Here is a 23,047-nt window from a genome sequence, read left to right as displayed (position 1 = left end):
CCCGGGGCGACCGCGCCGGTCAGCCGGTCTGCGTGGGCGGGGTTCCCTGGCCGCCACCCGGCAGCCGGCCGGGACCGGAAGCGCCGTCCGTCACCGATGTCGCCGTCGCCGTCGTGCCCGATTCCGTGGCCACCACCGTCACCGTGTCGCCCGTCGCCAGGCCCGTCGCCTGGTCCGACGTGATCGTGTACGTCTTCGAGAACCCGTCCTCGCTCTTCGCGGTCAACGACGTCGCGCTCAGCGCCGTCACCTCGCCGGTCTGGGTGATCTTCGTGACGTAGCCGCCGTTTCCGTCCGACGACACGTATTCGCCGTGCAGGGCCGAAGCCAGGCCGCCCGCACCGCCGGGGCCGCCGGTCATCCCGCCCGGGCCGGTGGCGGAGTCCGTCGACGCGGAGGACGACGAAGTGGCCCAGATCGCCGCTCCCCCGCCGGCCACGATCGCCACCGCGACGGCGCCCGCCGCGATCTTCTTGCCCGGCGACCAAGCCGGCCGCGGCGGGGTGCCCGGCGCGGGGGCCGCGCCCCACGTCTGGTCCGGAGTGGACGGTGCCTGCGGTGTCGTCATGCGGTGCTCCTTAACGAGGTGTGCGATCCACGGTGGGGCCGCCGGCTGTGTGCGGACTGTGCCTGCCGTCAGCCGTTCCTGTGACCGGAGGAACCGGACTTCCGCGACAGGCCGGTCACCGCACAGCCGCCTCACAGGCAGCACACAACCCGCACACACGGCGCGGACGGACGCTCTACCCATGGCCGCGCGAACCGTTGCACCGCACCCCCGCCGGGGGCGCCTTTCGCTGCGCGCGAAGCTGACCGGTTCGATGGTCGTGCTGCTCACCGTGGTGTGCCTGATCGTCGGCGTGGTCAGCGAGCTCGCGCTCGACGTGTTCCTCACCCGCCAGATCGACCAGCAGCTCACCGCCGCGGCGACGCGCTCACTGGTTTTCGCGAGCAACCCCGGCCGTCAGGGCGGCGCGCCGCCGGACGACCAGCGGGGCGAGCACCCCCTCGGGCAGAACGTCGGCACGGTGAGCGCGACCTTCGACGGGCCGGTGAAAGTCCACGACGACAGCATCTCCGAGCACGGGGAGGGCATGAGCCTCACCGCGGCGCAGCAGGCCGTCATGCTCTCGGTGCCCGCCGACGGCAAGCCGCACGCGGTGTCCTTCAGCGACCTCGGCGACTACCGGCTGATGGCCCTGCCCGTGCCCGGGACGTCCGAGGTCGTGGTCACCGGCCTGCCGATGAAACCGGTCACCGACACGCTGCTCACCGTCGGGCTCATCCTCTTCGGCGTCGCGGCCGCGGGCGTGCTCGGCGCCGCCTTCCTCGGCGCGTTCGCGGTCCGCCGGACGCTGCGGCCGCTCGACCGCGTCGCGGCCACCGCCGGGCGCGTCACCGAGCTGCCGCTCGACCGCGGCCAGGTGGCGCTGTCGATCCGCGTGCCGGAGGCCGACACCGACCCGCGCACCGAGGTCGGCCAGGTCGGCTCGGCGCTGAACCTGATGCTCGGCCACGTCGCCCAGGCGCTCGAAGCGCGGCACGGCAGCGAGCTGCGCGTCCGCCAGTTCGTCGCGGACGCCAGCCACGAGCTGCGGACGCCGCTGGCCGCGATCCGCGGGTACGCCGAGCTGGCCGCCCGCGGCAGCGCGCTCGTGCCCCCCGACGTCGCGCACTCGATGGGCCGGATCCAGAGCGAGGCCGTCCGGATGAGCGCGCTCGTCGAAGACCTCCTGCTGCTCGCCCGGCTCGACGCGGGGCGCCCGCTGGACGTGCGCGACGTCGACCTCACCCGGCTGGTCGCCGACGCCGTCGGCGACGCCCAGGTCGCCGGGCGCGACCACCAGTGGCTGCTGGACCTCCCCGCCGACCCGGTGCTCGCGCTCGGCGACGTCCAGCGGCTGCACCAGGTCCTGGCGAACCTGCTGGCCAACGCGCGCACGCACACCCCGCCCGGCACCACGGTCGCGACGTCGCTCGCCCGCTCGGCCGACGGCAGCGCGGTGATCACCGTGACCGACAACGGTCCCGGCATCGCGCCGGACCTGCTGCCGGACGTCTTCGAGCGCTTCGCCCGCGGCGACTCGTCGCGGTCGCGCACGGCCGGCAGCACCGGGCTCGGGCTGGCGATCGCGTGCGCCGTCGTGGTCGCCCACCACGGCACGATCGAGGTGCACAGCCGCCCCGGCCGGACGGAGTTCGCGGTGCGCCTGCCCGTGGCCGTGCCCGCACAGCGGGTGCACAGCATCGGCACAACCCGGCCCCAGCTGGAAACCGGAAGCTGATCACATGACCGCTCTCGCGTCACGCGAAACGACGACCGTGGCCCCTTCGCCGCCCATCCGCCGGACCTGGCACCGGCCGGCGCTCGCCGCGCTGCTGCTCGGCACCGCCGTGCTCTACCTGTGGGGCCTCGGCGCCTCCGGCTGGGCCAACGCCTTCTACTCCGCCGCCGCGCAAGCCGGTTCGCAGAGCTGGAAGGCGCTGTTCTTCGGGTCGAGCGACGCGGCGAACGCGATCACCGTGGACAAGACCCCGGCGGCACTGTGGGTGATGGGCTTGTCGGCGCGGCTGTTCGGCGTCAACGCGTGGAGCGTCCTCGTACCGCAGGCGCTGATGGGCGTCGGCTCGGTGTGGCTGCTGCACGCGACGGTCAAGCGCACCTCCGGCCCGGCCGCCGGGCTCGTCGCGGGCCTCGTGCTCGCGCTGACCCCCGCGGCGGCGCTGATGTTCCGGTTCAACAACCCGGACGCGCTGCTCGTGCTGCTCCTGGTCGCCGGCGCGTACTGCGTGGTCCGCGCGCTCGAGAAGGCCGGCCCGAAGTGGCTCGCGCTGGCCGGGGTCGCGGTCGGGTTCGGGTTCCTGGCGAAGATGCTGCAGGCGTTCCTCGTGCTGCCCGCGTTCGCGGTGGCGTACCTCGTCGCGGCGCCGGTGTCGCTCGGCAAGCGGCTGCTGCACCTGCTCGGCGCCTTCGCGGCGACCGTGGTCGCGGCGGGCTGGTACCTCGTCGTCGTCGCGCTGTGGCCGGCGGCCGACCGGCCGTACATCGGCGGCTCGCAGACGAACTCCTTGTGGGAACTGGTCTTCGGCTACAACGGCTTCGGCCGCATCACCGGCGACGAGGTCGGCAGCGTCGGCGGTGGCGCCGGCCGCGGCTGGGGCTCGACCGGCCTGACGCGGCTCTTCGGCAGTGAGATGGCGGGCGGCATCGCGTGGCTGATCCCCGCGGCCGTGCTCGCCCTGGGCGCCGGTCTGTGGTTCACCCGCCGCGCCCCGCGCACCGACCGTTCGCGGGCGGCGCTGCTGCTCTGGGGCGGCTGGCTGCTGGTGACGGCGCTGGTGTTCAGCTACATGGGCGGGATCATCCACCCGTACTACACGGTCGCGCTGGCCCCGGCGATCGCGGCGCTGGTCGGCACGGCGGCGGTCCAGCTGTGGCTGCTGCGCGCCAGTCCGGCGGCGTCCGGCCTGCTCAGCGGCGGGGTGGCACTGACCGCCGTGACGACGTACCTGCTGCTGTCGGGGTCGTCGTGGCAGCCGTGGCTGGCCCCGGCGGTGCTGGTCGGCGGCCTGCTGGCGGCGGTGGCGCTGTTCTTCGCGGCCCACCTGACCCGCTGGGCGGCCTCGCTCGTGGCCGCGCTCGCCTTGGTCGTACTGCTGTCCGGCACCGGCGCGTACACGGTGGCGACCGCGGCGACGACGCACGACGGGGCGATCCCCTCGGCGGGTCCGTCGTCGGGCATCGGCGGCTTCCGGGGTGGTCCCGGCGGCGGCTTCGGCGGCGGTCGCGGCGGCGGCCCGGGGTCCCTGCTCTCGACGACGCTCCCGGGTGCGCAGCTGACGGCGTTGCTCCAGCGGGACGCGTCGAAGTACACGTGGACGGCGGCCACGGTCCTCTCGAACGCGGCGGCAGGCTACCAGCTGGCCGGCGGCGCCCCGGTCATGGCGGTCGGCGGCTTCAACGGCACGGACCCGTACCCGACGCTGGACCAGTTCCGGCAGTACGTCGCCAACGGACAGATCCACTACTTCCTCGGCGACGGCATGACGATGCGGGGCTCCACCGGTTCGGACGCGGCCCAGCAGATCGCCGACTGGGTGGCGTCGACGTACCAGTCGTCCACGGTGGACGGCGTGACGGTGTACGACCTCACTGCCGCCGGCTGAACGGGAACCGACGAAAGCAGGGTCAGTACCGCACGACCTGGTCAACTCCGTGCCGCCTCCTGCACTATGGAAGTACCGGGAGGACGGAGGCTTCTGCAGATGACCGAGCCCAACGTAGGGCGGGCCCGCTCCGCAGACCTGTTTCCGTTCGCCGCGGCCCTCGGCGACGGCGGATTCCTCATCGATCGCTGGATCCGCCAGCGGAACGACCAGGGCGTGCTGTTCTTCGCGTGGCTGGGTTCCCGCCCGGCCGGCGCGGTGTACCTGTGGCTGGAAGAGGCCGAAGAGCCACCGATCCGCCGGCACCTGCCGGGCGTCGCACTGCTGACCCACCTGCAGGTCCACCCCGAGCTGCGCAACCGAGGCGTCGGCGCGGCCATGGTCGGCGCGGTGGAGGAACACCTCATCGGGCGCGGCCACGAGCGGGTCGCGCTGGCGGTCCGCACGGACAACCCGGCGGCGGCCCGGCTGTACGACCGCCTCGGCTACCGGGACTGGGGCCACGGCGCGGTCACGTGCTACGCGCAGCTGACCCTGCCGAACGGCAACGTCCTCCAGGTGCCGGAACGCTGCTACGTGCTGGTGAAGGACCTCACCGTGGTCACGCCGGAACCGCGCGGGGAGCCCAGGATCGGCGCGTCAAGCCGGTACTGACCGGCGGGAGCCGGCGACCGATTCCAGGGTGGTCAGCGCGCCGTCGATCCCCAGCCTGCCGCGGTGGTCGCGCCGCAGGTCGCGCAGGTGCTTGCGCCAGCGCACGCAGTCGTCCTGCCAGGCACGCAGGTAGCGGACGCACAAGTCCGGCGTGATCAGGTGGCTGCGCCCGATCGACGCTTTGAGGGCGGCCACCATCCGGGCCCGCTGCGCCGGTTCGATGTTCGAGGCCAGCACGCGCTCGATCGTCGTGCTGATGATCCGGCGCCGCTCGGGCAGGAACTCGGTCCAGTACCGCTCGTCGGCGTGCGCCAGCCCCAACCCGTTGTCCAGCAGGCCGAACACGCCTTCGGCGAGGGTGTCCCCCAGCTCTTCGCCGCGAGCCCGCCGCGGGTCGTTGTAGGGGTCGTAGTCGTACTGCCACGCGGTCCCCGTCACGGCCGACGGCCGCAGCCGCAGCCCGTCGAGGAGGAAGAACCAGTCCTCGTTGTAGATGTTGGGGAAGAACGACGAGAAGGCCGCTTCGCCGACCACGAGCGCGCCCCCGCCGATGAACACGTCTTGGCGGACGCCGACGTCCCGCAACGCGTGGCAGACGACCGAGTTGTCCGGCATCCCGGAGTTCGCCAGCCCGACGACCGAGTGGGCGTCGAGCAGCCCGGCGGCGGCCCGGAGGTCGCCGGGGTCGGGCAGCTTGATGTCGTCGTCGAGGAACAGGATCCGCTTCCACCCGGCGAGACTCGCCATGAGCAAGCCGAGGTTCCGTTTGAGGCTGGTGTCGACGGGCCGGTGGAACCGGCTGCGCCGGAGGATGTCGTCGGTGGCGAAGTCCGGCACGACCCCGTCGGGCAGCAGGTCGATGTCGATCGCGGTCACCCGGACACCCGCGCGCTTGGCGGCCAGCGCCGCGCTCCCGGCGTTCGCCCGCATGCTGCACAGGAGGACGAGGTGGGCGTCGAGCAGCTTGGCCGCGCTGATGGCCTCTTTGAGGTAGGCCGCCGGACGGCCGTTGGGCACGATGATCGCGTCCAGGGTCGCGGACGGCGCCTTGGCCGAGTCGACGTGGGCCAGCAGATGCTGGTGTGACTGGTGGTGCCGCGCGTTCACTTGGCCGCCTCGGGCCACTCGTGGAGCCGGTTCTCTTCGAGCGTCCAGTCGGGCGTCAGGCCGTTGCCGTCGACCACCAGGACCCGGCTGATGATGCTGAAGGACTTCGCGTCGCCGAACCGCTCGCGGAGGTAGGCGGTGTTCCGGTCCAGGAACCGGGCGTCCGTCAGCGCGCGCACCGCGCCCAGCGTTCCTCGACCGTACATACCATTGCATACGGTCACAGTGCGCTTCCGGTTGAACGGAGATACGCCCCGGTAGAAGTGCGCGACGTCTTCCAGCAGGTGCTCGTCGGCGTCGAGGAGCGGCTCGATCAGCTTCGACCCGCCGCGCTCCTGAACCCGGAACCCGCCGTGCTCGGCGTCCGCCTCACGAGCGACCTGCTCCACCGGGAGGTCCACCCGTTCGATCACGTCGCGCGTGACGCTGTTGAAGTCGACTCCCCCGAGCAGGACCAGGTGGCTCGTGTAGTCGTCCGGCTCGAGCGCGTCGCTGGTGCGGAACGTGACCGGGTTCTCGGGGTTGCGCGCCCGGATGTGGCCGTACAGCTCGATCAGCGCGTCCGGGTCGGCGTACGTGTACAGCGACACGAAGTCTGGGCTTTCGGGATCCGCGTAGCTGAGGTGCTGGCGGTACTTCTCCGGGAGCTGGGCGCAGACGATCGTGATCCGCTGCAGCGGATCGTCGAAGGTCCACAGGTCCGCCGCCCCGGGCGCCTCCTTGCCCTCACGCAGCAACAGCAGCTCGTCGAGCAGGTCCTTGCGCTCGTCCTGCTCTTCGTCCGTCAGTTCCTCGAGGGGGACCAGGTGCAGTTCGCCGTCCAGCGATCGCCGGGTGGCGAACAACGTCGCGTAGGCCTCGAGCCGCCTGACCGGCAGGCGGACCGGCTTGTCCGTGTTCTCCCACGAGGAGATGAGGGAGATGCTGACCCCGCCGAATGCCTGCGCGAGCTGAGCCTGGGTGAGCCCGGCGTCCGGCCACCGCTCCTCGCGCAGCCCTCTGAGGCGGCGGGCGAGCGCCCGCGGCGCGACTGGCGACACAGTCTCCGCCACCCTTCAGTAAATTTCAGTAGTGCCGAGAGTGTTGTGATAGTACTCCGCGTAGCTAAAGTCAAGGTCGGCGACCCGCGGAAGCAGGGGCTGAAACGTGGCTAGCGGGCAAACTTCCTCGCAGCAAACGGGTAACACCGATTCAACTCGGTTGTTCCAGGGTACTTCACCCCTTACAGTGAACTTGACTGAACTTCAGCTTCACACCTGAAGGCAGGAGCGGGCCAATGAGTACTCCAGCTGACATACCCCGGCACCGGGCCATCGTGGCGGTCGACATCGAGGGATCGACCAAACACACGAACTCGGTGCGAGCCCTGCTCCGGAATGTCCTCTACCAGCTGCTCGAAGAGGCCTTCACGATCGCCGGGATCGGACGCAAGCACCGGGAACCCTTCGTCGACCGCGGGGACGGCGCGCTGTGCCTCGTGCGGCCCTTCGACCAGGTGCCCAAGACGCTGCTGCTCGCCACCTTCGTCCCGATGCTCGCCGATCTGCTGGACAAGCACGCCCGCGACCTCCCGGACCTCGCCTTCCGGCTCCGCGTCGCCATCCACGCCGGCGAAGTGCACCGGGACCGGCGCGGGCTGTACGGCGAGGACGTCGACATCACCTGCCGGCTGGTCGACGCCCCCGAGCTGAAGCGGCGGCTGCGCGACACGACCGCGCCGCTCGCGCTCGCCATCTCGCAGGAGATCCACCGCGCGGTCGTGCGGCACGGCTACCCCGGCATCGACCACACCGCGTTCACCCAGGGCATCCACATCAAGCTCGGCGAAGAGCGGCTTCGCGGCTGGCTCTACACGCCCGAAGCCGGCGAGGAGGGGCTGACCGCTTAAGACGGAAAACGAGGTGGGATGTGGAACCGACGGGATTCTGGGCCGGTCTGGCCACGGCCGATCGCCGGGCGCTGACGGCGTCCGCCACGCGGCGCTCCTACCCGCGCGGCGGAACGCTCTGCCGGGAAGGCGACCGGTCCAGCGTCGTGCTGGTGCTGCTGGCCGGGCACGTGCGGATCGTGCACGGGACGCCGGACGGGCGCGAGGTCGTCGTGGGGGTGCGCGGCACCGGGGACGTCATCGGCGAACTGGCCGCGATCGACGCGCAGCCGCGGTCGGCGACCGTCGAGGCGCTCGACGACGTGGACGTCCTGGAGGTCCCCGGCGACCGGTTCGCTTCGCTGTGCCGGACGCGGTCGCGGATCTCGTGGGCGCTGCTGCAGGTGCTGTCGACGCGGTTGCGGTCGGTCGGGCGGCAGTGGCTGGAACTCGGGGGCGGCGCCGCGGCGCGGCGGGTGGCCGCGCAGCTGATGCAGCTGGCCGTCCAGCACGGGGTGCCGCGCGGCACCGACATCGAGATCGCCGTCCCGGCCACGCAGGCGGAATTGGCGATGACCGCGGCGATCTCCCGCGAGTCCTGGGCGCGGGCGACGCGCGACCTGCGCCGCCAAGGCGTCATCAGCACCGGCAGAAGACAGGTGACGATCCACCGCCTGGGCGAACTTCGACGTCTGGCGAGCTGAATCCCGCCTTCTGTGTCAGCTGACACACAGGACGCGGCGAGCCGGAGGTTTCCTGGATCCACGGGCAGAGGAGGGCACTTCCATGGACCCCTACACCACCGCACCGGGCCGCAGCCGCTGGCGCCGGGGCGTCTACGCGGCCGGGCTCGTCATCCCGTTCACCGCGTCCCAGCTTTGGGCGCTGCTGGTGCTGCTGCGGCTCGCGCCGCTCGACGGGCTCGTCGGCCAGGCGTTCGTGCTGATCCTGCTGGGTTCCGTCGTCGCGATCTGGGTGGCGTGGCGCTGGACCTGGCAGCTCGGCCGGGATCGCGACCGCCGGCCCGAGCCCACCCCGAAGACCCGGATCCCGACATGACGTCCGGGACGGTGATCGTCGCGGCCCTCGTGCTCGGCATCGCCGCCGGCCGCCTCTCGCGCCACCTCGGCGGCCTCCTGCGTCGCCGGTTCACCGGAAGGAGCACGGAAATGACCAGCAGGCGAGCGTCGTTCCCCGCCCGGCTCTACCACTGGCGGTGGGAGGTCCTGGCGGTGACGCTGCTGCCCTACGCCCTGGTGACGTTCGCGCTCTGGGCCGGGGCGCTGTGGACGTCGGCGGTCCTCGCCGGCACGTCCGGCCTGGCCCTGCTGCGCCGCCGCCGGGTGCTGGCCCGGATCAGCGCGATCCGCGTGCAGCACCGCCTGCGGGCGGCGTTCCCGTTGTTGCGCCTGCCCGGCGGCCGCCGTCCGGCGATCCTGTGGTCCCGTCCCCGCGGGGGCGACATCGTGGTGTCGTTGTACGGCCGCGAAGCGTTCGAGCACCTGCACCGCCACCGCACGGTCCTCGCGGCGGCGTGCGCGGTCCCGCAGGTGTACGTCGACCGCCACCCGAAGTACGCGAGCCTGGTGACGCTGACGATCAGCCCGACCGAGGCCCCGCGCGAGCGGACGGTCCTGCCGAGCAACGTCGTTCCCTTGCGGGCGCACAGCTAGCCGCCGAGCACCTCGGTGAGCAAAGTGGACAGTTCGCCGCCGTGCCACGAGTTCGTCGAGAACCGCTCCTGGGCGATCCCCCGCCAGGGAGCGGTTCCCCGCGTGATGGCGGGGTCCACGGTGAGCACTCCGAGCTCCTGAGCCGGGATGCCTTCTTCGGCCAACGTCTTCTTGACCTGACCGGCGTCCCGGACCGCGACCACCAGCCCCCAGTCGCCCCAGGTCTGGGCGAGGTCGAACGGCCGGAGCCCGCACTGGGCGGCGACCTCCGCCACCGGCTCGTCGAGCTCGAAGTCGCCGGTGATCCTCGCGCCGAGCCCGTTCGCCTCGCACAGGGTGCGGACGGTGGCGAACAGGCCATCGGAAACGTCCATCGCCGCGCGCGCGTGCCCGGTGGCCGCCAAGAGCCGCCCCGCCTCCAGCTGGGCCATCGGGCGGCACGCCCGGCGCCACACCTCGGACCGCATCGGCTCGGGCAGGGTCGCCCGCCCGGTTTCCAGCAGGACCGCGGCCCAGAGGTAGCCCGGGGAACCGACCAGCAGCAAGCGGTCCCCGGCCTCGGCTCCGGACCGCCGGAGCCGGCGGCCCGGTGCGCACCGGCCGATCGCTGTCGCCGTCAACTGCCTCGCGGCGCCGTCGCGGATATCGCCGCCGACGACTTTCGTGCGGTGCTCGGCGCAGCAGGCGTCCACACCGTCGAGCAGCCGTTCGAACTCGCGGACGGTGGTCGACTTGGGCAACGTGTAGTTCACGACGAGCCCCAGCGGGTCCGCCCCGGCAGCGGCCAGATCGGAGAGGTTGATCGTGGCCAGCAGCCAGCCCGCGTGGAAAAAGTCGGGTTCGGCGAGCAGGTCGACCACGGGGCTCGGGCAGCTGTCGGTGGTCGCGACGAGTTCGCTCGGCGTCGTCACCGTGCCGAGCAGGGCACTGTCGTCGCCGAAGCCTTCCGTGCCGCCGTACCTCGGCTGCAGGATCTTGCGCTGGATCAGCTGCTCACCGAGGTCGCCGAGACAGGATTCAATGATGCCGGACATGATCCGCCAATCGGGACGCCACGACCGCGTGGTCGCTGGAGTAATTGTGCGGCATGGCGCCGTACGGCCGCTCGCTCCCGGTCGAAGCGAACAGCATCAAGTTGCAGATCCGGGCGCAGGGATACACGAGCACCGGGTGCCGCAGGTGGTTGACGATCTCCAGGGTGAGCACGGCGCCGGTGTCGCGGCCGAACCCGGGGCTGACCTGGCCGCACAGCACGACGCTGATCCCGAGCCGCGCGTAGTCGCTGGTGCCGTCGATGAGACCGGCCAAGTGTTCCGAAAGGCCGATCTTCTCCAGGGTCGGCGCGAGCACGACCTCGCCGGGTTCGACGGCCAGCCGCCCGCTCGCGTCCAGTGGCTTCGGGACCAGCTCGGGGTGGGTCGAGCGGTCGGCGACGTCGACCGGCCCGCGCGTCACGAGGGAGAACGCCTCGTGCCCGAGCCGGAGGCTGAGTGCGGCCGGCCGGATCAGTGCCGCGTCGAACGGGTCGACCCAGAGCTGTCCGGACTCGTACGCGCGCCGGATCGCCCGGTCGGTGAGGATGCCGGGCTGGTCGGTCTGCACGGACCTCATGGTGCGACCTCGCTGTCCAGCTTCGCCAGTACGGCGGTCACGAGCTCCTCGAAGTCCGCTCGGGTGAGGTCGAAGTTCGGCTGGTCGTCGCTTTCCCCGGGTTCGCAGTAGACGACGGTGGTGGACGTCCGGCGGGGGCCCTGGACCACGACGGTCGCGGTGAGCCCGGCGTCGACCGGCCGTACCGTGTGGACGATCGAGGTGTCGCAGGTGTAGACGTCGCCGCTTTGGACGTGCGGCGAGGCGCGGCGCCGGAGCCGGACGTCGCCGTCGGCGACCAGGGCGGCCGGGTCCGCGGGGTCGGCGCCGTAGCGGTAGCGGCGGAACGGCTTGCCGCCGTCGGCGGTCTCGGCGAACTCGACCATGTGCATCCCGGTGCCGGTCAGCACGTGGGAGGCGAACTCCCAGCGGTGGCTGTGCGGGTTGGACTCGCCGCGGGAGACCGTGTCGCTGCTCGGCCAGACGTGCAGGCGGACGCGGAACTCCGGCTCGACGCCGGTGTGCAGGACGATCTTCGCGAACCCGTTGGGATGCCAGTAGGAGCGTTTCGCGACGTCGGCCGCGGCGGTGGGATCGCCGGCGAGGTCGCGCAGCCAGGCCGCGAAGGCGGTGCGGTGGGCGCGGACGTACTCGGCCGCCGCTTCGAGCTGAGCGAGGCCGGGGCGGGAACCGTTGCCGTGCAACGCTTCCGCGAGCTGCCGCGGGAACGGGTGGTCGCCGTTGACCACCAGGGGGGTCGTGCTCATGGTGCGGGTCTCTATTCTGCGGCTGGCGGAGGTAGGAACTGCGGAGCCGGGAACGCCAGTGCGACGGCGCGCAGAGCCGTCACGGCGTCGAGCGTCATCCAGATCGGGAGATCGCCACTGCCCCAAGCCCACAGACCGCGCGACGGTTCGTAGCGTTCCCACAACGAGTTCAACGCGCGGCTCAGCCTGGCCACCGGCACTTGTGGCGCCTCGGCCAGAGCCTGGAGAACCCAGGCGGAAGTGAAGTGCTTGATCGTGACTCGCACGTCCGGCCGGCCTTGCGGCTGCGGCAGAGCGAGGTCTTCGGAGACGCCGTCGTCGGGGTGGACCCGCTCGACGAGCCAGCGGGTGCCGGTTTCGACGGCGTCGGAGACTTCGTCGCTGCCCTGTCCGGAGCGCAGCAGTTCGCGCAGCGCCACCACCGCCCGTGCCGTGTGCGCGGTGGACGGTTCCGGCGAGACCAGCCCCTCCTCCTTCTTCTCGCCCCACAGCGGGACGCCGTCGAAGTCGAGGCGAGCCGCGAGGAGGTCGTCGGTCAGGCGGCGGGTGAGCGGGGCGTCCGGCCCGAGCCGGACCGAAGTGCGCAACGCGGAAGAGAGCAGGAACGGCCGCGTCCGGGTGCGGTCGTCGAGTGAGCGTTCGAGGTAGGTCAGCCCGTCCTCGGCGGTGAGGATGGTGCTGGCCTGAAACAGGGCGCCCACGACCGCGGCCGTGACCTCGGGCCGGCGGCCTTCCGACCGGCCCTGCCAGCCGAAGTCGGAACGTTTCGCGTAGAGGTCCTCGACGACCGCATGTAGGTCGATGTAGGGCTCGCCTACCACGACCATCGCCGAGATCCCGTAGGCGGTGGCGAGCGTCGTGTGCGCGCCCCGCTTCTGGAGGTTGTGCCGCCAGCCGACGGCGCGGCCGTTCGCGTCGCGGATCAGCTCGTCGGCGAGGCTGGTGCCGGCGCGGCGGAAGACCTCGAGAAGGGAGCCAGCCGTGGTCAGCGCCCCGGCGGCCGCCGGGGCCGGTGAGCGGGCCGCTTCGACCAGGTCGACCAGGGAATTTCCCGCCCGGAAGTGATCGTCGAGCAGCCGGGCGTTCTCCGCCGAGGGCAGGTACCGCCCCGCCTCCCACTGGGTCAGGTTCGGGCGGGCCACGCCCACGATCCGGGCCACGTCCGCCTGGGTCTGCCGCGCCGCCTTGCGCAGCCGGCGCAGCTCGGCGCCGACGTGCTCGGTTGTTACCACATCATCACTACCTAACGGCCGCCGCGCGGCCGTAGAATGTAGGTAAGCACTCGACATCTACCTTACCTACCCAGGTAGGCAAACGTAGGGGAGGTGACAATATGTGGACACAGAGCGCACCTTATCCCATCGGGAACTCTTTGTTGGTGCGGACTGGGGTCGACTCGCCCGAACGGGTTGGAACCCCAGCTCGCGGACCCCCTAGTTGTCGTAGTGCAACGCGACCACGCGCAGCTGGGGCACTACGGAAAGTGCCCGGCGGCCTCCCCGAGCCGCCCGTGGGCGCCCTTACCGGGCTGCCTGTCCGCGTCCGTGCGTATTTCCCGGGGGTGTCACCATGCAAGACCACAACCTACCTACGTCCCGCCAACGTGGTTGGTTCGATCGGCTGCTGCTCCGCCTCGGCGAGTGGCTGTTCGCCGCCGACGAAGACGCCCGCGCGACCGCGCGTGGCTGGGAGGTCCGGCGCGGCGCCCGAGGCACCCGCGTCTACCGCGATCCCCGCTGGGACACCGTGCACGCCTGCGCTTCGTGCGGCGGCCACGGACTCAGCCCCTCCGACGGCACGGCTTGCCCGGGTTGCGCCGGAACCGGAGTCGTCCGCCGGGCACCCGCGACCGCCGTCCCGGTCGCCGACGGCTGCGAAGGAGCACGGTCATGAACCACGAACTTCCCGAACTGGCCCGGCAGCTGGCCCCCGTCAAGCGGCCCAACCCGCTGCTGTGGCTCTACCACTGGCGTTACGAGCTCCTCGCCGTCACGGTCCTGCCGTACGCGCTGGTCAACCTGGTCTTGTGGCTGGGCCCGGTCTGGTCGCTGGTCGCCCTGGTGGCGGCGTTCAACTGGGTCTTCTACTGGCGCGCGGCCCGCCGGCACCTGCGAGGCCGGCTGCGCGCGATCGTGGTCCAGCACCGCCTGCGCACGGCGTTCGCGAGCGCGCGGATCTGCACGGTCGACGGCCGCCGCCCGGCGATCCTGTGGACCCGCCCGGTCGACGGCGACGTCGCGGTGTCGCTGTTCTGCCCGGCGGGCATCGGCTTCGACCAGATCCACTCGCGGCGCGAGGTCCTGGCGGACGCGTGCTTCGCGACGGAGATCTACGTGGACCGGCATCCGAAGTACGGAGCGCTGGTGACGTTGACGATCTGCGCGAAGGCGGCCCGGCGCGAGCCCGGCCGCACGGTGCCGCCGGGCGAGGTCGTCCCGCTGCGGGCGCACAGCTGAGCCGGCGCCCGGCGTCCAGGACGTGGACGCCGGGCGCGGCGCACAGCAACCGCACAGGGCGATCACACGATCACCAAAGCGGGGCCCGCGACCGTAGTACCCATGACAGCCACCGCCTCCGCAGCAAGGCCCGGGACCGTCCCGGTCGATCTGGCCGGTCCGCAGCCCGTCCTCGACGTCGTCATCCCGGTCTACAACGAAGAGACCGACCTCGAACCGTGCATCCGCCGGCTGCACGCGCACCTGGCCGACCACGTCTCCTACCCCTACCGGATCACCATCGCCGACAACGCGAGCACCGACTCCACGCTGCGGGTGGCGGAAAGACTGTCCCGGGAGTTCCCCGAGGTCGCCGTCCACCACCTCGACGAGAAGGGCCGCGGCCGCGCGCTCAACGCCGTCTGGCGCGCCTCGGACGCCGCCGTTCTCGCCTACATGGACGTCGACCTCTCGACCGATCTCGCCGCGCTCGGGCCGCTCGTCGCTCCGCTTCTTTCCGGGCACTCCGATCTCGCCATCGGCAGCAGGCTCGCCCGGGGGGCGCGAGTCGTGCGGGGGCCGAAGCGCGAGTTCATCTCCCGCGCCTACAACCTCATCCTCAAGTCGACACTCGCCGCGAAGTTCAGCGACGCGCAGTGCGGCTTCAAGGCCATCCGCGCCGACGTCGCGCGCGAGCTGCTCCCCCACGTCGAGGACACCGGCTGGTTCTTCGACACCGAGCTGCTCGTCCTCGCGCAACGCGCCGGGCTGCGGATCCACGAGGTGCCCGTCGACTGGGTCGACGACCCCAACTCGTCGGTCAACATCGTGAAGACCGCCACCGCCGACCTCAAGGGCATCGCCCGCGTCACGAAGGCCACCTTCACCGGCGAGATCCCGATCAGCAGGCTGCGCGAGCAGCTCGGCCGGCAGCCCATCGGCGTCGAGGCCCCCGGCGTGCCGCCGCGGCTGGTGACGCAGCTCGTGCGGTTCGCCGCCATCGGCGTCAGCAGCACGCTCGCCTACCTCGTCCTGTTCCTGCTGCTGCGGACGGCCGTCGGCGCGCAGGCGGCGAACTTCATCTCGCTGCTGGTGACCGCGATCGGCAACACCGCGCTGAACCGGCGGCTCACGTTCGGCATCCGCGGTCGCTCCGGCGCCGGGCGCCACCAGTTCGAAGGGCTGATCGTCTTCGGTCTCGGCCTCGCCTTGACGAGCGGGTCGCTGGCCCTGCTCAACGGTTCCACCACCCCCGGCCTGGTCCTGGAGATCACCGTGCTCGTGCTGGCGAACCTCGCCGCGACGGTGCTCCGGTTCCTGCTCCTGCGCGGCTGGGTCTTCAACCCGCGCCGCCAGGCCGCTACCCAGAAGGAGTTCTGATGACCGCCGTCCTGTCCGACGCCGTGACGCAGGAACCGCGTCACCGCAAGGAATCCGGGGCGCACGCGCCGCCGCGCTGGGTCCGCCCGTCGGTGTTCGGGCTGCTGGCCGCGACCGCCGTGCTCTACTTCTGGAACCTCACCGCCTCCGGCTACGGCAACAGCTTCTACGCCGCCGCCGTGCAGTCCGGGACGCAGGACTGGAAGGCGTGGCTGTTCGGGTCGCTCGACTCGGGCAACGTCCTGACCGTCGACAAGCCGCCCGCGGCGCTGTGGGTCGCCACGGCCTTCGCGCGGATCTTCGGCTTCTCCAGCTTCACCGTGCTCGCCCCGCAGGCGCTGATGGGCGTCGCGTCCGTCGGGATCCTGTACCTGACGGTGAAACGGACTTCCGGCCCGATCGCCGGGCTCATGGCCGGTGCGATGCTGGCCTTGACGCCGGTCGCGGCGCTGATGTTCCGGTTCAACAACCCGGACGCGCTGCTCGTGCTGCTGATGGTCGCCGGCGCCTACTTCGTCGTGCGCGCAACGGAAAAAGCCAGCCCCAAGTGGCTCGCGCTGGCCGGTGTCGCGATCGGGTTCGGCTTCCTGACGAAGATGATGCAGGCGTTCCTCGTGCTGCCGGCGTTCGGGCTGGTCTACCTGATCGCGGCGCCGACGTCGCTCGGCAAGCGGCTGCTGCACCTCGGCGGCGCGGTCGTCGCACTGGTCGTCTCCGCGGGCTGGTACATCGCGCTGGTCGACCTCTGGCCGACGGCGTCGCGGCCGTACATCGGCGGGTCCGAAGGGGACAGTCTGCTCGAACTCGCGTTGGGCTACAACGGGTTGTCGCGCATCTTCGGCGGCGGCGACGGCGGTGGCCCGGGCGGTGGGGGCGGCATGGGCGGGAACACCGGCTTCGGCGGCGCTTCCGGGCTGTTCCGGATGTTCGGGTCGAGCTTCGGCACGGAGATCTCGTGGCTGCTGCCGGCCGCGCTGATCGGGCTGGTCGCCGGGCTGTGGTTCACCCGTCGCGCGCCGCGCACCGACCGGACGCGCCTGGGCCTGGTGCTGTGGGGCGGCTGGCTGGTCGTCACGGCGCTGGTGTTCAGCTACATGAGCGGCATCGTGCACCCGTACTACTCGGTCGCGCTCGCCCCGGCGATCGCCGCACTGGTCGCGATTTCGGGCCGCGCGCTGTGGCAGGGCCGGGCCAACCTGGGCCCGCGGGCGACGCTGGCCGGGATGGTCGTCGCGACGGCGGTGTGGTCGTTCATCCTGCTCGACCGGACGCCGGACTGGTTTCCGGCGCTGCGCTGGGTCGTCGCGGTGCTCGGCGTCCTCGCCGGGACGGTGCTGGTGATGGGCGTGCCGACCGTCCGGAAGGCGGCCGCGGTCGTGGCGACGGCGGTGGTCCTGACCCTGGGCGTGTCGACGGCGGCCTACGGCGTCGAGACGGCGTCGATCGCGCACAGCGGCTCGATCCCGACCTCGGGACCGACGTCGAGCGCGATGGGTGGCGGCTTCGGCGACGAATCGTCCTCGAGCGCGGTCGGCGAACTGCTGGCGAAGACGACGACGAAGTGGGCCGCGGCGGCGACCGGTTCGCAGAGCGCGGCGTCGCTGGAACTGGCCAGCGGCAAGGCGGTGATCGGCATCGGCGGCTGGAGCGGCTCCGATCCGGCCCCGACGCTGGACGAGTTCAAGGCGTACGTCGCGGCCGGTCAGATCAAGTACTACATCGAGGGCGGCCGTGGCGGCGGCCCGGGTGGCGGCTCGTCGGAGATCACCGCGTGGGTGACGGCGAACTTCACCGCCACCACGGTCGACGGCCAGACGGTCTACGACCTGCAGAAGTGACGAACGCCCGGGCTTCCCAGCGGGAGCCCGGGCGTTTCACGCGATCCCGCGGGCTTCGCGGACGAACGTGTCGCGGTGGGAGCCGCGGAAGACGGTCGTCTCGACGAGTGCCTCGAAGTGCCGGTACCCGCCGAGGGCTTCGGCCTCGTCGAACGCCTCGGCCGCGGCGGCGGTGCCGTAGCCGCCGCACCCGGCGACGACCACGACCTCCGAGGTTTCCGGCGCGAAGGGGTTCGCGGCGCGGATGACCAGACCGTAGTCGACGCGCGGCTCTCCGGCGTCGTCGAAGCGGGGTGAAGCCGCGAAGCCGGACTTGCGGTCGTAGACGGAGGAGCCGTCCTCGGCGAACCCGAGCGAGAGCACGCCGTCCAGGCGCTCGAGAACCTTTCCGGTGAGGGAATTGCCGCCGATGAGGATGAGGTCGTCGCAGAGCTGGTTGTCGGTGACCGCGCCGGCTTCGACGAGCCGCACGGCGGCGCCGAGCTGAGCTTGCAGTTCGACGGCGGCGAGCAGGTCGCCTTCGTCCACCATGCCGGCGGGGAAGCGCAGGCCGAACACCATCAGCGGACGGGAGTCGTACGACGCTGCGACCATGGTCGGCTCCTTCGGTCGTTTAACCGAAATCGTCGCAGGTCAGCGGCACGTTACGGCCGGGGCCGCAGGTGGTGGCCGACGTTGCCGACGAGGTCGACCGCGGCCCGGCGCTCGGTGAATCGCCACCCACCGGCGGTGCGTGTGAAGCGGTCCGCATGCGTGGGTGGCGACGCGGGAACGACCTCGGTGCCGCGGTTCCGCACCCCCCCGAGATGCTTTGCGACGGCTCACCTCGAGCGCGATGTCGTCCTGCCGCATTCGGCGGAGTTCCGGCCGAGTACGCGATCACCGAGTCGCGGAGCATCGCGTGACCTCGGCGCCTCGGAAGTCTCCGCCGCAGCGAACGAACACATCACCGCGCGGTGATCGTCCACGGGGACGAGCGTACAGAGAAAGTATAGAAACGTTCCGTACCGTGGCGGCGACGGTGGCAGGGGGCCGCCGACGGGGGTGAATCCATGACGCTCGATCGACGCGGCCTGCTCAAACTCGGTGCGGGGGCGGCCGTCGCGGTCGCGGGTACCGGCCTGCTCAGCGGTACCGCCGACGCAGCCGAAGCCACAAGCCTGCCGCCCGTGCCCGGCATGCTCGGCGACCGGAAGGCCAACGAACTCTGGTACCAGCTCGACGAAATCGCGCTGTACCACCCGGCCCAGGAGGTCCGGGACGCCTACGCCGTCCTCTTCCCGTTCATCCAGCAGAACGCCCCGGGCGGCCTGCCCGCGAAGTGGCGGGCCCTCGGCCTGGAACCGGGCTACCCGACGAACTACGCCGAGTTCGTCAAGCCCCTCGAGCCGCAGCTGAGAACGCTCTCGACACTGCAGCTCGGCAACTTCGACCGCTTCTACCGCGGCGACGAAGAGGGCCTCATCAGAGCGTTCAGCGCTTTCGGGCAAGGGATCCTGTTCGACCCGCGGCGCGCCGCCGTCGAGTCCGAAGTGCACACCATGGACGGGAATCCGCCGTCGGGCTACCACTTCTGGCACTGCATCCAGCGCGCGCAGATGCTGCTGGGCATCGACCGGCACCGGTGGGCGCGGATCGACCCGGTGCTCGGGTTCGCGTGGGCGCTGCAGTCGATCGCGCGGCCCGACCACCGGCACGTCAACCCGGGCCTGCCGCGCGAACAGGTGCGCGCGCTCGCGCGGTACTGGCTGCCGCGGTCGCCCGCCGAGCTCGACCGCGACTTCCGCGCGACGCCCTACCCGGACAGCACCCGCTGATACGCCGCCCGCAGCACCGGGCCCGGCGCGATCCCCAGCCGCTCGGCGAGGATCCGCCGGCCCCGGTGGTACTCCGCCACCGCGTCCGCCTGCCGTCCGCTCGCGCACAGCGCCGCCATCAGCAGCGCCCGCGCGTGTTCCCGCAGCGGGTGTTCCAGGACGAGGCCGGTGGCGTCCGACACCGCGCGCACGTGGTCACCCGCCGCCACTTCCGCCTCGATGCGGCCCTCCAGCACGGCCAGCCGCAGCTCCTCGAACCGCGCCGACTCCCCCGCGCGGAGCGGTTCGGCGACGTCGGCGAGCACCGGGCCGCGCCACAGGTCCAGCGCGACGCCGAACAAGCGCGCCGCCCGGGTGGCGCGGCCCGCGCGCAGTTCGTAGTGCCCCACGGCAGCGAGCCGCTCGAACTCGTCGGCGTCGACCACCCCGCCGGGCGCCAGCAGGTACCCGCCACCGCTTCGGACGAGCCCCGCGGGCCGGCCGAGGCCCTTGCGCAGACGGGAGACGTACGTGCACAGCTGCGCGTCGACCGTCGAGGGCCGGTTGTCCTCCCACAGCAGCGAAATCAGCCGCTCGTCGGGCACGACCCGCCCGCGCGCCAGCAGCAGCGCGGCCAGCAGTGTCCGCGGTTTGCGGCCGCCGAGCGCGGCCGGACGGCCGTCCGCGCGACTCACCGACAGCGGCCCGAGAATCCGGAACTCCATGTCCCCCACCCCGTTCCCACGGTACGCGGATCGACACCACCGGCACAGGAAAGTCTCAGACGGCCCACAGCTTCGGCGCGGATCATGGATGGCAGAGGGGATGAGGAGGCCGCGATGATCACGACACGTCCGGGTTACCCGCGCTGGCACACCGCGAGCGCCCAGGGGCCGCGCTCACTCAACGCCGATGCCGTCGGCGCCTACGCCGCCGCCGGGCGACCCGGCGTCGTGTTCGCCCTCGCCGACGGTGTCGGGGATGATCCCGCCGCCGCGCGGGCCGCCCGGATTGCCGCCGCGGCCGCCGCCCGCACGCCGGTCCACAAAGGACCCGTCGAGGCGGTTCTCGCGGCGCAGCAGGCGGTGCGCGAACAGACGCTCGGGGACGCCGTGCTCGTCGTCGCCATGCCGGCCGGGCCCGGCGGGTACCGCATCGCCTGGGTCGGCGACGCCCGCGCGTACGCCTGGGACGGCAGCACCCTCGACCGCCTGACCACCGACCACACGCTCGCCGAGTACTTCCGCGCCCGCCACCAGCCGGTGACCCCGCGGATGGAGCACGTCGTCACCACGAGCGTCCGCACGGCGAAGCCCGAGGAGATCGGCACGGCGGAGACCACCAGCGCGGGCCTGCTGCTGACCAGCGACGGCGTCCACAAGCCCCTGGCCGCCAGCGGCATCCGCGCGGTGCTGGCCCAGCCGGGCACCGGGGCGGCCGAGCTGGTCGCCGCGGCGCTGGACCGCGGCGGCTCGGACAACGCGACCGCCATCTACGTCGAACCCTGGGAGGCCGACATCACGACGGTGCGATTTCCGGTCGCCGCTTAGCGGTCCCGCCTGAGCTGCCGGTACTCGCGCAGGATCAGGACGATGATCACGACGTCGAGCGCGGCGAAGAACGGCAGCGCGATCGAGTGGGTGTGGATCGCCCGGAAGATCTCGTAGACGACGAACGCCGCGAGGACCAGCGCGGCGACCGGGTACGCGCGTACGACCTTGCGCGCGAGTGCCCAGACCAGGCCGAGCTTGATCAGGCCGTGCGCGAGCAGGTACGCGACGGCGAACGTCTTCGTGTCGCCGTGCAGGAAGTTCTCGGTCGCCGATTGCAGGTGGCGGGCGAGGGTGCCGGACGGGTCGCCCAGCAGGTCGCGCGTGATGACCGCGTGGGTGAACCCGCTGACGGTCGAGGCGGGGATGAACGCGAGGATCAGTGCCCCGACGACCTGCAGCGCGCCGTCGAGGCCCTTGATCGCGATCGCGACGCGGAAAAACTTCTCGGTCGCGGTCGTCTTCGTCTCGGACATGCCTCCAGCTCAGCACGAACGGCAGGTCAGCGCACGTGGAGGCACCTTTCGCACCGTTCGTGCCGCGCTGTCCGGCCTGTCGGGTCGGTTCCGTAGAACGGGAAGCACGCCGCGCCGCAGACGGCCAGGAAGATCGGCCCGCACCGGAGGGGGTGCGGGCCGACCTGGTGGGCGACGGCCAGTGCGCGCCGCCGTGCGCCCGCTTCGGGGAGCCAGCCGTGGTCCGGGAGGGTGGCGCGGACCCGGGCGTCCAGCTCGTCGGCGCGGGCGACCAGGTCCGCGCCCAGGTCGGCGAGCCGTTCGCCGAGGTCGCGGAGGATGTCGGGCCGGGGTGCCTCCTCGTCGAGGGTGCGAGCCAGCCACGCGACGTCGAGGGCGAGCGACGTGTGCAGGTCCCGGACGCGGTCGAGCAGCCGCACGTCCCGGCCGGCGTCGGTCAGCACCGCGCCAGCCACGCGGCCCGGCACTCGGCGCAGGTCGGGTCGAACCAGTTCCCGCCGAGCTGCGGCACATCGCACACCGCGACGGTCACCTCCTCCCCGCACAGGGTCGTGAACTGTTCTTCGGGACGCGGCGGGAAGGCGACGTCGAGCGCGTGGCGCTTTCCCTCCGCTTGCTGCCACCTCAACATAGGACCATTCAATCTGTCCGATCCGGTAGACACACCAACACGCTGATGGGGTGATGGACGGGCGTTCGTACTATCGGGCCCATGAAAGCGACTTCTTCCACGCCGCGCGCTCGCGCGTTGGCCGCCGGGTTGCGCGAAGTACGCGAAGCGCACGGAGTGGGATTGCGCCAGCTGGCGCGCATACTCGGCTTCGCGCCGCAGGTGTTGTCACTGTGGGAGAAGGGGTTGAGGCTGCCTTCGGTGACGGACGTGGCCCTCATTCTCGGCTTCTTCAAGATTCGTGGCGAAAAGCAGAAACATCTGCTGGAATTGGCCAGGACCGCACGCGATCCGGACTGGGTCAGCACGGGATCCCCCGAAATTCCCGAGCCATTGAGCGGCCTGCTGGAATGCGAGCGGGCCGCCACTTCGGTGACCAACTGGGCGCACGGGATCATTCCGGGGTTGCTGCAGACCGCCGATTACGCCCGCGCTCTCCTGAGCAATTCGAACCTCACCCTGGCGCAGGCCGACGCGCGGCTGGCGGTGCGGCTCGGCCGCCAGAAGATCCTCACCCGGCCCGACCCGATCCGGCTGAGCGCGGTGCTCTACGAGACCGCGTTCCGCGAGCCGGTGGGCGACGAGGACATCATGTCCGACCAGGCCGACCACCTGCTGGCGATGTCCCGGCTGCCGAACGTCTCGCTGCGGATCCTGCCGTCGGGCCAGGGGTACCACCCCGGCCTGCTGGGGAGCTTCCTCATCTACGAGTACGAGGACTTGCCCCCGATCGCCTTCCTCGAGAACTACAGCGGGAGCGTGTTCCTCTCGGAACGAGAACACATCGCCGCCTACCGCCAGCTCGCTAAGATGGTGGCGGGCATTGCCCTCAGCGAAGAAGCCTCCCGTGAGCTCATCGCGGAGGCGACCCGATAGCCGGAGGCCGCATGACCTGGCGCAAGTCCTCGCACAGTGGCAACGAAGGTGACTGCGTCGAGGTGGCGATCGCGCGCACCGTCGGCGTGCGGGACAGCAAAGCCCCCGCCGCCGGTCAGCTCACCCTCTCCCGTCGGGCCTGGTCAGCGGCGCTTCGCCGGCTTCGCTGACGTCCGGCCGCTGACAGCCGTGAATGCCACA

General features: G+C 71.7%; 26 protein-coding genes. 14 read left to right on the top strand and 12 right to left on the bottom strand.

Annotated features, from left to right (window positions below; genetic code table 11):
- Positions 1–19 precede the first annotated feature (19 nt).
- Positions 20–568: a hypothetical protein gene (locus ACZ7OH_RS37025; RefSeq protein WP_470285122.1), complete on the bottom strand. Its 549-nt coding sequence runs from the start codon at positions 566–568 to the stop codon at positions 20–22.
- Positions 569–749: 181 nt separating this feature from the next.
- On the opposite strand from ACZ7OH_RS37025, the gene ACZ7OH_RS37020 reads away from it, so the two are divergent.
- From ACZ7OH_RS37020 to ACZ7OH_RS37010, 3 genes are all read left to right on the top strand, one after another.
- The gene (locus ACZ7OH_RS37020; protein WP_470285121.1) at positions 750–2,285 is read left to right on the top strand and encodes a sensor histidine kinase; all 1,536 of its coding nucleotides are present in this window, start codon (positions 750–752) and stop codon (positions 2,283–2,285) included.
- A 4-nt stretch (positions 2,286–2,289) separates the two neighbouring features.
- Positions 2,290–4,167: an ArnT family glycosyltransferase gene (locus ACZ7OH_RS37015; protein WP_470285120.1), complete on the top strand. Its 1,878-nt coding sequence runs from the start codon at positions 2,290–2,292 to the stop codon at positions 4,165–4,167.
- A gap of 99 nt (positions 4,168–4,266) precedes the next feature.
- The gene (locus tag ACZ7OH_RS37010; RefSeq protein ID WP_470285119.1) at positions 4,267–4,821 is read left to right on the top strand and encodes a GNAT family N-acetyltransferase; all 555 of its coding nucleotides are present in this window, start codon (positions 4,267–4,269) and stop codon (positions 4,819–4,821) included.
- Here the strand turns inward: ACZ7OH_RS37010 and ACZ7OH_RS37005 are convergent.
- Complete coding sequence (locus ACZ7OH_RS37005) at positions 4,807–5,928, bottom strand: hypothetical protein (protein WP_470285118.1); 1,122 nt, start codon at positions 5,926–5,928, stop codon at positions 4,807–4,809. The two genes, ACZ7OH_RS37010 and ACZ7OH_RS37005, sit on opposite strands and share 15 nt — an antisense overlap.
- Positions 5,925–6,968: a helix-turn-helix domain-containing protein gene (locus tag ACZ7OH_RS37000; protein ID WP_470285117.1), complete on the bottom strand. Its 1,044-nt coding sequence runs from the start codon at positions 6,966–6,968 to the stop codon at positions 5,925–5,927. The genes ACZ7OH_RS37005 and ACZ7OH_RS37000 overlap by 4 nt, the downstream gene beginning before the upstream one ends.
- Before the next feature lie 236 nt (positions 6,969–7,204).
- On the opposite strand from ACZ7OH_RS37000, the gene ACZ7OH_RS36995 reads away from it, so the two are divergent.
- The 4 genes from ACZ7OH_RS36995 (at position 7,205) to ACZ7OH_RS36980 (ending at position 9,468) form a co-directional block, all read left to right on the top strand.
- Positions 7,205–7,816, top strand: coding sequence for a nucleotidyl cyclase domain-containing protein (locus ACZ7OH_RS36995; protein WP_470285116.1), 612 nt, complete (start codon positions 7,205–7,207; stop codon positions 7,814–7,816).
- A gap of 20 nt (positions 7,817–7,836) precedes the next feature.
- Entirely contained in the window at positions 7,837–8,499 is a 663-nt protein-coding gene (locus tag ACZ7OH_RS36990) for a Crp/Fnr family transcriptional regulator (protein WP_470285115.1), read from the top strand.
- A gap of 82 nt (positions 8,500–8,581) precedes the next feature.
- Positions 8,582–8,854 carry a hypothetical protein gene (locus tag ACZ7OH_RS36985; RefSeq protein ID WP_470285114.1) on the top strand — a complete coding sequence of 91 codons (273 nt, stop codon included), beginning with the start codon at positions 8,582–8,584 and terminating at the stop codon, positions 8,852–8,854.
- The gene (locus tag ACZ7OH_RS36980; protein ID WP_470285113.1) at positions 8,851–9,468 is read left to right on the top strand and encodes a hypothetical protein; all 618 of its coding nucleotides are present in this window, start codon (positions 8,851–8,853) and stop codon (positions 9,466–9,468) included. The genes ACZ7OH_RS36985 and ACZ7OH_RS36980 overlap by 4 nt, the downstream gene beginning before the upstream one ends.
- Here ACZ7OH_RS36980 and ACZ7OH_RS36975 read toward each other — a convergent pair.
- From ACZ7OH_RS36975 to ACZ7OH_RS36960, 4 genes are read right to left on the bottom strand one after another with little or no spacing between them, the layout of a single operon-like run.
- Positions 9,465–10,502, bottom strand: coding sequence for a thiamine-phosphate kinase (locus ACZ7OH_RS36975; RefSeq protein WP_470285112.1), 1,038 nt, complete (start codon positions 10,500–10,502; stop codon positions 9,465–9,467). The two genes, ACZ7OH_RS36980 and ACZ7OH_RS36975, sit on opposite strands and share 4 nt — an antisense overlap.
- On the bottom strand, positions 10,486–11,079 hold the full coding sequence (gene dcd / locus ACZ7OH_RS36970) for a dCTP deaminase (RefSeq protein ID WP_470285111.1): 594 nt from the start codon (positions 11,077–11,079) through the stop codon (positions 10,486–10,488). Before dcd ends, ACZ7OH_RS36975 begins: the two co-directional genes overlap by 17 nt.
- Positions 11,076–11,825 carry a hypothetical protein gene (locus ACZ7OH_RS36965; protein ID WP_470285110.1) on the bottom strand — a complete coding sequence of 250 codons (750 nt, stop codon included), beginning with the start codon at positions 11,823–11,825 and terminating at the stop codon, positions 11,076–11,078. The genes dcd and ACZ7OH_RS36965 overlap by 4 nt, the downstream gene beginning before the upstream one ends.
- 11 nt (positions 11,826–11,836) lie before the next feature.
- Entirely contained in the window at positions 11,837–13,114 is a 1,278-nt protein-coding gene (locus ACZ7OH_RS36960) for a helix-turn-helix transcriptional regulator (protein ID WP_470285109.1), read from the bottom strand.
- A 600-nt stretch (positions 13,115–13,714) separates the two neighbouring features.
- On the opposite strand from ACZ7OH_RS36960, the gene ACZ7OH_RS36955 reads away from it, so the two are divergent.
- The 3 genes from ACZ7OH_RS36955 to ACZ7OH_RS36945 all read left to right on the top strand — a co-directional run bounded on the left by ACZ7OH_RS36955 (position 13,715) and on the right by ACZ7OH_RS36945 (position 17,478).
- Positions 13,715–14,281: a hypothetical protein gene (locus ACZ7OH_RS36955; protein ID WP_470285108.1), complete on the top strand. Its 567-nt coding sequence runs from the start codon at positions 13,715–13,717 to the stop codon at positions 14,279–14,281.
- 102 nt (positions 14,282–14,383) lie between these two features.
- Positions 14,384–15,640, top strand: a complete 1,257-nt coding sequence (locus tag ACZ7OH_RS36950; protein WP_470285107.1) for a bifunctional glycosyltransferase family 2/GtrA family protein — start codon at positions 14,384–14,386, stop codon at positions 15,638–15,640.
- Positions 15,640–17,478, top strand: coding sequence for an ArnT family glycosyltransferase (locus ACZ7OH_RS36945; protein WP_470285106.1), 1,839 nt, complete (start codon positions 15,640–15,642; stop codon positions 17,476–17,478). The genes ACZ7OH_RS36950 and ACZ7OH_RS36945 overlap by 1 nt, the downstream gene beginning before the upstream one ends.
- A 36-nt stretch (positions 17,479–17,514) precedes the next feature.
- Here ACZ7OH_RS36945 and ACZ7OH_RS36940 read toward each other — a convergent pair whose 3' ends face one another.
- Positions 17,515–18,072: a hypothetical protein gene (locus ACZ7OH_RS36940; RefSeq protein WP_470285105.1), complete on the bottom strand. Its 558-nt coding sequence runs from the start codon at positions 18,070–18,072 to the stop codon at positions 17,515–17,517.
- Between the two features lie 458 nt (positions 18,073–18,530).
- On the opposite strand from ACZ7OH_RS36940, the gene ACZ7OH_RS36935 reads away from it, so the two are divergent.
- The gene (locus tag ACZ7OH_RS36935; RefSeq protein ID WP_470285104.1) at positions 18,531–19,295 is read left to right on the top strand and encodes a hypothetical protein; all 765 of its coding nucleotides are present in this window, start codon (positions 18,531–18,533) and stop codon (positions 19,293–19,295) included.
- On the opposite strand, the gene ACZ7OH_RS36930 is transcribed toward ACZ7OH_RS36935, so the two are convergent.
- On the bottom strand, positions 19,274–19,999 hold the full coding sequence (locus ACZ7OH_RS36930) for an AfsR/SARP family transcriptional regulator (RefSeq protein WP_470285103.1): 726 nt from the start codon (positions 19,997–19,999) through the stop codon (positions 19,274–19,276). The genes ACZ7OH_RS36935 and ACZ7OH_RS36930 overlap by 22 nt on opposite strands.
- Before the next feature lie 114 nt (positions 20,000–20,113).
- Here ACZ7OH_RS36930 and ACZ7OH_RS36925 point away from each other — a divergent pair, with 114 nt between their 5' ends.
- The gene (locus ACZ7OH_RS36925; protein ID WP_470285102.1) at positions 20,114–20,824 is read left to right on the top strand and encodes a PP2C family protein-serine/threonine phosphatase; all 711 of its coding nucleotides are present in this window, start codon (positions 20,114–20,116) and stop codon (positions 20,822–20,824) included.
- Here the strand turns inward: ACZ7OH_RS36925 and ACZ7OH_RS36920 are convergent.
- The 3 genes from ACZ7OH_RS36920 to ACZ7OH_RS36910 are packed head-to-tail and all read right to left on the bottom strand — an operon-like array spanning position 20,821 to position 21,931.
- A complete protein-coding gene (locus tag ACZ7OH_RS36920) occupies positions 20,821–21,300 on the bottom strand; it encodes a DUF2127 domain-containing protein (RefSeq protein WP_470285101.1) in 480 nt (159 codons plus the stop codon). The two genes, ACZ7OH_RS36925 and ACZ7OH_RS36920, sit on opposite strands and share 4 nt — an antisense overlap.
- A gap of 26 nt (positions 21,301–21,326) precedes the next feature.
- Positions 21,327–21,743: a hypothetical protein gene (locus tag ACZ7OH_RS36915; RefSeq protein WP_470285100.1), complete on the bottom strand. Its 417-nt coding sequence runs from the start codon at positions 21,741–21,743 to the stop codon at positions 21,327–21,329.
- Complete coding sequence (locus tag ACZ7OH_RS36910; protein ID WP_470285099.1) at positions 21,737–21,931, bottom strand: HC3 family zinc finger protein; 195 nt, start codon at positions 21,929–21,931, stop codon at positions 21,737–21,739. The genes ACZ7OH_RS36915 and ACZ7OH_RS36910 overlap by 7 nt, the downstream gene beginning before the upstream one ends.
- 81 nt (positions 21,932–22,012) lie before the next feature.
- Between ACZ7OH_RS36910 and ACZ7OH_RS36905 the strand changes: the two genes are divergently transcribed.
- Together ACZ7OH_RS36905 and ACZ7OH_RS36900 are read left to right on the top strand one after the other, a co-directional pair.
- Complete coding sequence (locus ACZ7OH_RS36905) at positions 22,013–22,846, top strand: helix-turn-helix domain-containing protein (protein ID WP_470285098.1); 834 nt, start codon at positions 22,013–22,015, stop codon at positions 22,844–22,846.
- An 11-nt stretch (positions 22,847–22,857) separates the two neighbouring features.
- The gene (locus ACZ7OH_RS36900) at positions 22,858–23,016 is read left to right on the top strand and encodes a DUF397 domain-containing protein (protein ID WP_470285097.1); all 159 of its coding nucleotides are present in this window, start codon (positions 22,858–22,860) and stop codon (positions 23,014–23,016) included.
- Positions 23,017–23,047: the final 31 nt, after the last annotated feature.

The sequence above is a fragment of the Amycolatopsis sp. NPDC114478 genome (genome assembly GCF_055633805.1).
The sequence above is the reverse complement of the archived record's forward strand: the minus strand, read 5'-3'. Positions and strand labels throughout refer to the sequence as shown.